Raw genomic sequence first — 6,598 nt, 5'->3', positions numbered from 1 at the left:
AGAGAATGATTTCCTCGATTTTTATGACCCCCCAAAAATCAAAATTCCTATCAGCCTATCAGCTATCAGCCTATCAGCTCCTATCAGCAAATTCCTATCAGCCTATCAGCTCCTATCAGCTTCAGGCTCTCAGCTGAAGACAAGGAACTCACCCGGACGGTCATCGACCTGGAGAACATCCGCCGCGTCTTTTACCTTTCCCTCCTGGCCATCCCTACCAGCGCCAGCTATTTAATTTTCTTTTTCGTCAAGTCGGCCGGCGAGACCGGCGTGACCTATCAGTGGCGGCATGCGATCTGGATCTGTCAAGCCATCCTGCTGGTCAGCTTTGTCATCATCAACCTCGTCATCTACTTCTTCGCCTACAAGCCCGGTAAAAACAGCCGGCTGGCGCTGGTTTGCATCCACATCACCGCGGTGATCCTTCTGCTGGAGGGTGCGGCCCTGGCTGCGGCCGATCAGCTGGTCACCGACAACATCACCGCCTACCTGATCACCTGTCTCATCGCCGGCCTTGTCCTGCTGACGCCGCCGCGCTTTGCCCTGCTCTATTATCTCATCTCCTTCACGGTTTTTTATTTCGCCATCTCCCTGACCCAGAAAAATCCCGCTATTCTGATCTCCAACCAGATCAACGGTATCACCGCGGCCGCTCTCGGCTTCTGCCTCTCTATCATCCTCTGGCGCGGATACCTCATCCGGGTCAGGCAGAGCCGGGTGATCGAGAAACAGAACAGCGAGCTGAAAACGGCGCTCGATCTGGTTTACACCCAAAAAGAGGATGTGGAGCAGCTCAGCCGCATCGGCCGGGATATCACCTCGTCGCTGTCAATAGAAAATATCATCCATACCATCTACGAGAATGTCAACACCCTCATGGATGCCTCCATTTTCACCATCGGCCTGCACAATCCCAGCAAGGGCGTGCTCGAATTCCCTGCTACCATCGAGGACAACCGGACCCTACCGCCTTTCCCGGTTTCTCTGTCGGACGAAACGCATCTGGCCGTGCGCTGCTTCAACCATCACCGGGAGGTCGTCATCAACGACTGCAGCGCCGAATACGGCGGCTGCGGCGGCGGCCTGACCTCCTCCCTGACGGGGTAGCCGCCTCTTTCGCTCCTCTATCTGCCACTGTGGAAAAAGGACAAGGTCATCGGGGTGATCTCGGCGCAGAGCCGCGCCCGCAATGTCTATGATGATTGTCATGTCAATATGCTGCGCAACCTCGCCGCCTACAGCGCTATCGCCCTCGACAACGCCGAGGCCTACCGCCGGCTCACAGCTTTACTCGAGGAGTTGAAGAGCACGCAGGAAAAGCTGGTCACTCAGTCCAAGCTGGCCGCCCTCGGCGCCCTCACCGCCGGCATCGCCCACGAGATCAAGAATCCCCTCAATTTCGTCAACAATTTCGCCCAGCTCTCCCGCAATCTGGTCGATGAGCTGAGGGAGGAGTTGAGCCGCGAGCGGCAGGACCAGTCGGCCATCGCGGAAATCCTCGTCATGCTGGAGCAGAACGCCGCCAAGGTCGAGGAGCACGGCAAGCGGGCGGACAGCATCGTCAGGAGTATGCTTCAGCACTCCCGCGGCCGGTCGGATGAGCGCCAGCTCACCGATATCAACGCCCTGCTCGCCGAGGACATCAATCTGGCCTATCACGGCATGCGCGCCCAGGATGCCGGCTTTAACGTCACCATCGAGACCGATCTCGATCCAGCGGTGGGCAAACTCAGCGTCATACCTCAGGACGTCAGCCGCGTTTTTCTCAATATCATCACCAACGGTTTTTATGAGGTGCATCGCAAGCAGCTGGAGCAGAACGGGGAATTCAAACCCACCCTCCCCGTGAAAACCCGCAGCCTCGGCGACCAGATCGAGGTCCGCATCCGCGACAACGGCGACGGGATACCTCCGGCGATCAGGGAAAAGCTCTTCACCCCCTTTTTCACCACCAAGCCCCCCGGCAAGGGCACCGGCCTCGGGCTCTCCATCAGTTATGATCTTATCGTACAGCAGCACGGCGGACAGCTGTTCTTCGAAAGCGAGGAGGGCCGGTTTGCGGAATTCATCATCCGCCTGCCCAGATAAGGCCACACTCGGGAGAGCAAGCTGCAGAAATCCGGCTGCAAATGACCGACCAATTTGCGAACAGCCCCTCCTCCGCTGCATCTACGATTCACAGCCGGGTGGATGCTCCCCCGAGGAGTTCTGCGAGCAGGCTTTAGCCTGCCGCCTTGATGCGGCGGCCGATGAGGGTGAGGCTATCGCTGCCTTCCCGCGCCTGGGCAGCAGTGTTCGCCGGGCTCAGCGCAACAGCAGGAGCTTGCAGTTCGCGGTAAACTCCCTCGCTCTCATCCTGACAAAATAGATGCCGGATGGCACCTGGCGGCCGCTGCTGTCGTTTCCGCTCCAGACCACCCGGTGTCTTCCTGCCTCACGATGCCCCCGCTGCAGGGTGGCTACAGGCTCTCCCAACAGATTGTAGACCTCGATCTCGACCTCTTCAGGCCGATCCAGGGTATACTCCATTGTTGTGGAATTGTTGAATGGATTCGGATGCCCGGGCAGCAGCGCAAAATCAGCGGGAGCCGATCCTGTCTGCTCTTTCTCTACCTGCGCCGGCGGGTTGAGGCGGAGGATATAGAGCCCGGTCTCGCCGTCTAGGGCATAGATCAGGCTATCCTTCACCGCGATATCATAGACCTCGCCGCCAGTGATGTAGTAGCTGACCGGCTGCGGCGTCTGCAGATCGGAGATATCAAAAATGACAACACCGCCCATTCCGGCGGCGAGAAAGGCATAATTCCCCGCCAATTCGATCTGCCGGGCAAAACCCCGGGCGGGACAGCCGCCGATCTGCTGCGGACTGCCGATCTGCGTAATGTTATAGACACGGATCGAGTCGCCGCCGGCGACAAACAGAGTCTGTTCACGGACTGCAGAGGCCATGGTATAGGAGGAGGATTTGATCTGTACGACAAAGGCGGGATGGGCGGGATCCGCAATATTGACGATGCACAGGCCGCTGTCTTCATCCGCGACGAAGGCATAAGGACTCTCTACGGTGACGTCGCAAGCCTTGCCAGGTGTATCAAAGCTTCCGATCTCAGCGGGCGCCAGCGGGTTGGTGATATCCACGATGCGCAAGCCCCTGGTGTAATCCGCCAAATAGGCAAAATGGCCCTCCACAGCGAGGCCCTTGGACCAGTCGAAGGAATTCGTTGTGGCGGATAGAAGCGGATGGGCAGGAGAAGAGACATCGACGATAGCCAGTCCCAGATAGGAGGCTGCAAGATAGGCATGGTTGTTCTGCGCCACCACTTTGTCACAGTCATAATTGCCGGACGCCAGATAGCCTTCAGAAAAGGGAGATCCGGGATCAGCACAATTGATGATGCGGAGGGTTTCGCCGCCGCTTAGATAGGCATAGTCTTCCTCTACGTCGAGTCCCCTCCAGTAGCTGCCGGTCTTGAGGGTCGAGAGCACATTGGGAGGGGAAGAGGGCGGGATTGAAATCGCGGACATCCCCATGCTGCTGCAGGCGACGAAGGCCAGATCATTTCGCATAGCAATACGGCGGATATAGGGCACATTTCTCAAGGAATCCACCTTCACCGGGTGGGAGGGCGTCGAGACGTCGTAGATAAAAAGACCCGACTCGTAGCTGGCGATGTAGGCGGTGCTGTTCACCAGTTGGACACTGAAAATTTGCCTGTTTTCCAGGCAGAAGCCGACCTCGACCGGCTGTGCGGGCGTGGAGATATCAAAGATGCGTAATCCGCCATTGCTGCAGGCCAGGTAGGCATGGTTGTTATGAATGGTAACTTCCATCACTACGTCAGGCAGCAACCGCTGTGCGATCGCTGCCGGCATTGCCGGATTGGTGATATCCACCACCGTGAAATTGTTCCAGGCGACAGCATAGGCATATTGGCCGTTTACCGCGACAGAGTTGACCGCGCCAGGTAGAAGGCATTTGCCAACCCCGACCGGCAGGGCGGGATTGGAGATATCCGCAATGATCAGACCGTAATTTCCCGCTGCAATGAAGGCATGGCTTCCGGCCAGCACCACATCATTAACCGTCCCGATTCCCTCCAGTGCCCCGATCTCCACCGGCGCGGCCGGATCTGTGACATCGACAATGCGCAGGCCCGCTTCCTGGTCGGCGACATAGATTTTGTTGTCACGGGAGGCCACTCCCCTCACCATCATCGGCAGAACAATGCGGCCCAGCAGGAGTGGATGGACCGGATCATTGTAATCCATGATCTGCAGGCAGGCGCCGTTGCCGAGATAGACCCGGTTGCCATCGGCGATTACGTCATAGCACTCGCCCTCTGTCCAGCGGCCGACCAGGGTGCAGTTTTCGCTGCCCACCTGCGCCTGGGCGACGGCAACGGTCAGTAATGAAAACAGCACCAGCCACCGGAGTTCGATAGCCCTGAAGGGTTTCATCGTCTACTCCTTTTTGTTCGGGTTTCACCGCAGGGTAATGAACTCTCACTTCAGTTGAAATCCTGTTACAGCAGCATCTTGCTCGACTGGCGAAAACCGGTCGCGGTCAGCCGGGGGAAATTGCAGCCGGAGGGCAGCTCCAGGCCGCGAGTTCTCCCGCTACGGCATCGAAAAGTTCGTCAATGACAAGACAGTCTCTATAAGCTGAATCCCCGCTCCAATGAAGAGGATCGAGCAGACCTTGTGCAGCCTTTCGAATCTGGAACCATGCGCGCAAGAATGCGCGTGCGCTCCAAGCCTCCCTTGCCGCGAAATTTGCTTCATTTACGGCATTAATTTGATGTACAACGAAGACTGGTAATCGCATGAGTGATTAATACAGGTGTAGCCGTTGCCATCCTTGAAGGCATAGCTGTAATCAAGTTGGTCGAGTGCGGCGCAGGCATCGTTGGCGGTTACAAAAGCTGTATACGCGGTACCGGCCTTCAGGGCAAGGGATTTGCTCCCTTCGAAGGTATAAGTCGCCTCACCGATGGTATCCGTCCGCTTGTCCCAGACCTTGAAGGATTTCACGACGAGGGTATTCCGGTTGACAGTGATTTCCATCCCACCGGCATAATGGGCCCCGGAGCGGTCCTCGTTCCAGGCTGCATGATAGATATTCTCCTCTGCGCCTTCGTCCACCTGCGTCACAGCGCCCTCGCAGCTGAAGGTACGGCTGCTGCCGCGGTTGATCCCGCCGCCTATCACTTGCAGATCCACCAGGATATTCAGCGTGATGCTGCATCTCTTGAATACCGGGAAGGTGGTGCCGATCAGAGCCAGATCCTGGCGTCCCAGATACTTGATATTGACTATTCTTTTTTGTTCTTCATGCCAAAACCATTTGGGAAGTTCGTTGTTCATCCAGCCCGATGCTGTCACGGCGGGATGCTGGCTGGTGTCGCAGAGATTCATCATCAGGTTCAGATTCCATTTGGCATTTTCCGAAGTGTATACAGACCAGTCGAATCCGAAATATCCACCCGCACCAAGATCATTGACCAGGGTGCGCGGCCAATTCCCCAGATAGCTGTAGCAAAATCCGCCATAGATCAGCGTCGTATCCGCCGAAAAATTGTTGTATCTCGAGACGAAATCCGGACTGATCCAGAGAGAGGAACTGGCTGCATGGTGCCGGATGACCGGGATCGCTCCAGTGTGAATCTCCTCCTTGTATTTTTCGAGGGAGACAAGGGTTGCGGCCTCCCCTGTGAGCAGATAGACCTCCTGGATATTGAATTTGCTCGGCCAGGCCCAGCCGTGGGAATAGACATGGATGATGCCGTAATCCTGAAGGTTTTGAAATTTGTCGACCGTGACCTCCGCATTCCTGAATATGACCGGCTTTTTAAATCCCGCTGTAGGAAGGCGGTCATTGTAATTCTGGATGATGAGATCGGCCCAGTACTTTCTTTCGTGATAGGTAGGATTGAGAAAGATCGTTTTTTCTGCGCTCGGCCGGGCTTTCGGCAAAGAGAACTCCGGATTACCCGGATCGATCCGTTTGCCCACGGAGAAACCGGCGCTGTTTGGCATATCTTCGGCATCCAGAAAAATGCCACCGCGGATCCCGTTCCTGTACTGGATGGCGACACCCTGGCTGCTCACAGCTCCCCACGCCACCAGGGTGTCTTTCAGAAAGACGGCCAGGACTGAATCCATGGCCGGGATGGGATCCATTTTTGTCAGCAGGTCTGTGAGCAGTTGATCGTTCTTCTCCTGGGGCTTGACGATCCCGCTGTTGATCTGTTCCGCTTGCTCGCTGATTTTAGGCTTGGCGGGATTGCTGTCATCCCCGCAGGAGAGGGAGAGGACGACCAGGAGCAGAAAGACCAACATGCAAATGTTTTTCATACTGTACCTTTCCAGATCTTGCCATGCTGGGCAGGAAAAAATAGCTATAATGGATAATAACCATTGAGCTGGACAATGTCAAGCAGGAAACTGGATTTTGTTGCCGAGTCAGAGTCGGGGCGGGGTGTGCCTCAATGCGCTGCGCGCCATGAGTCGCTGTTGTTGGGCCTGAGGCTGGCGGAGGAAGTGTTTGCACCGGTTAGTCACCGGCAATGGGTCTTGACCATGCCGAAGCGGTTGCGAA

The 6,598-nt window shown here is 56.5% G+C and carries 4 protein-coding genes; 2 read left to right on the top strand and 2 right to left on the bottom strand.

Annotated features, from left to right (window positions below):
• Positions 1 to 270: 270 nt before the first annotated feature.
• On the top strand, positions 271 to 1,107 hold the full coding sequence (locus tag PLH32_18185) for a hypothetical protein (GenBank protein ID HQJ66539.1): 837 nt from the start codon (positions 271 to 273) through the stop codon (positions 1,105 to 1,107).
• Between the two features lie 54 nt (positions 1,108 to 1,161).
• Positions 1,162 to 2,088, top strand: a complete 927-nt coding sequence (locus tag PLH32_18180) for an ATP-binding protein (GenBank protein ID HQJ66538.1) — start codon at positions 1,162 to 1,164, stop codon at positions 2,086 to 2,088.
• 216 nt (positions 2,089 to 2,304) lie between these two features.
• Here PLH32_18180 and PLH32_18175 read toward each other — a convergent pair whose 3' ends face one another.
• Both PLH32_18175 and PLH32_18170 read right to left on the bottom strand, forming a co-directional pair.
• A complete protein-coding gene (locus PLH32_18175) occupies positions 2,305 to 4,458 on the bottom strand; it encodes a FlgD immunoglobulin-like domain containing protein (GenBank protein HQJ66537.1) in 2,154 nt (717 codons plus the stop codon).
• A 324-nt stretch (positions 4,459 to 4,782) separates the two neighbouring features.
• On the bottom strand, positions 4,783 to 6,354 hold the full coding sequence (locus PLH32_18170; GenBank protein ID HQJ66536.1) for a hypothetical protein: 1,572 nt from the start codon (positions 6,352 to 6,354) through the stop codon (positions 4,783 to 4,785).
• Between the last annotated feature and the right edge of the window lie 244 nt (positions 6,355 to 6,598).

Source organism: bacterium, from assembly GCA_035419245.1.
Classification (GTDB): Bacteria; Zhuqueibacterota; Zhuqueibacteria; order Residuimicrobiales; family Residuimicrobiaceae; genus JAKPUX01.
Note: the sequence above shows the minus strand (reverse complement) of the source record. Positions and strands in the feature narration are given on the sequence as shown.

What these genes read in the sequence shown, in the direction of transcription:
- PLH32_18175 (HQJ66537.1), bottom strand. Translation starts at nt 4,458, where the DNA reads ATGAAACCCTTCAGGGCTATCGAACTCCGGTGGCTGGTGCTGTTTTCA.
- PLH32_18170 (HQJ66536.1), bottom strand. Translation starts at nt 6,354, where the DNA reads ATGAAAAACATTTGCATGTTGGTCTTTCTGCTCCTGGTCGTCCTCTCC.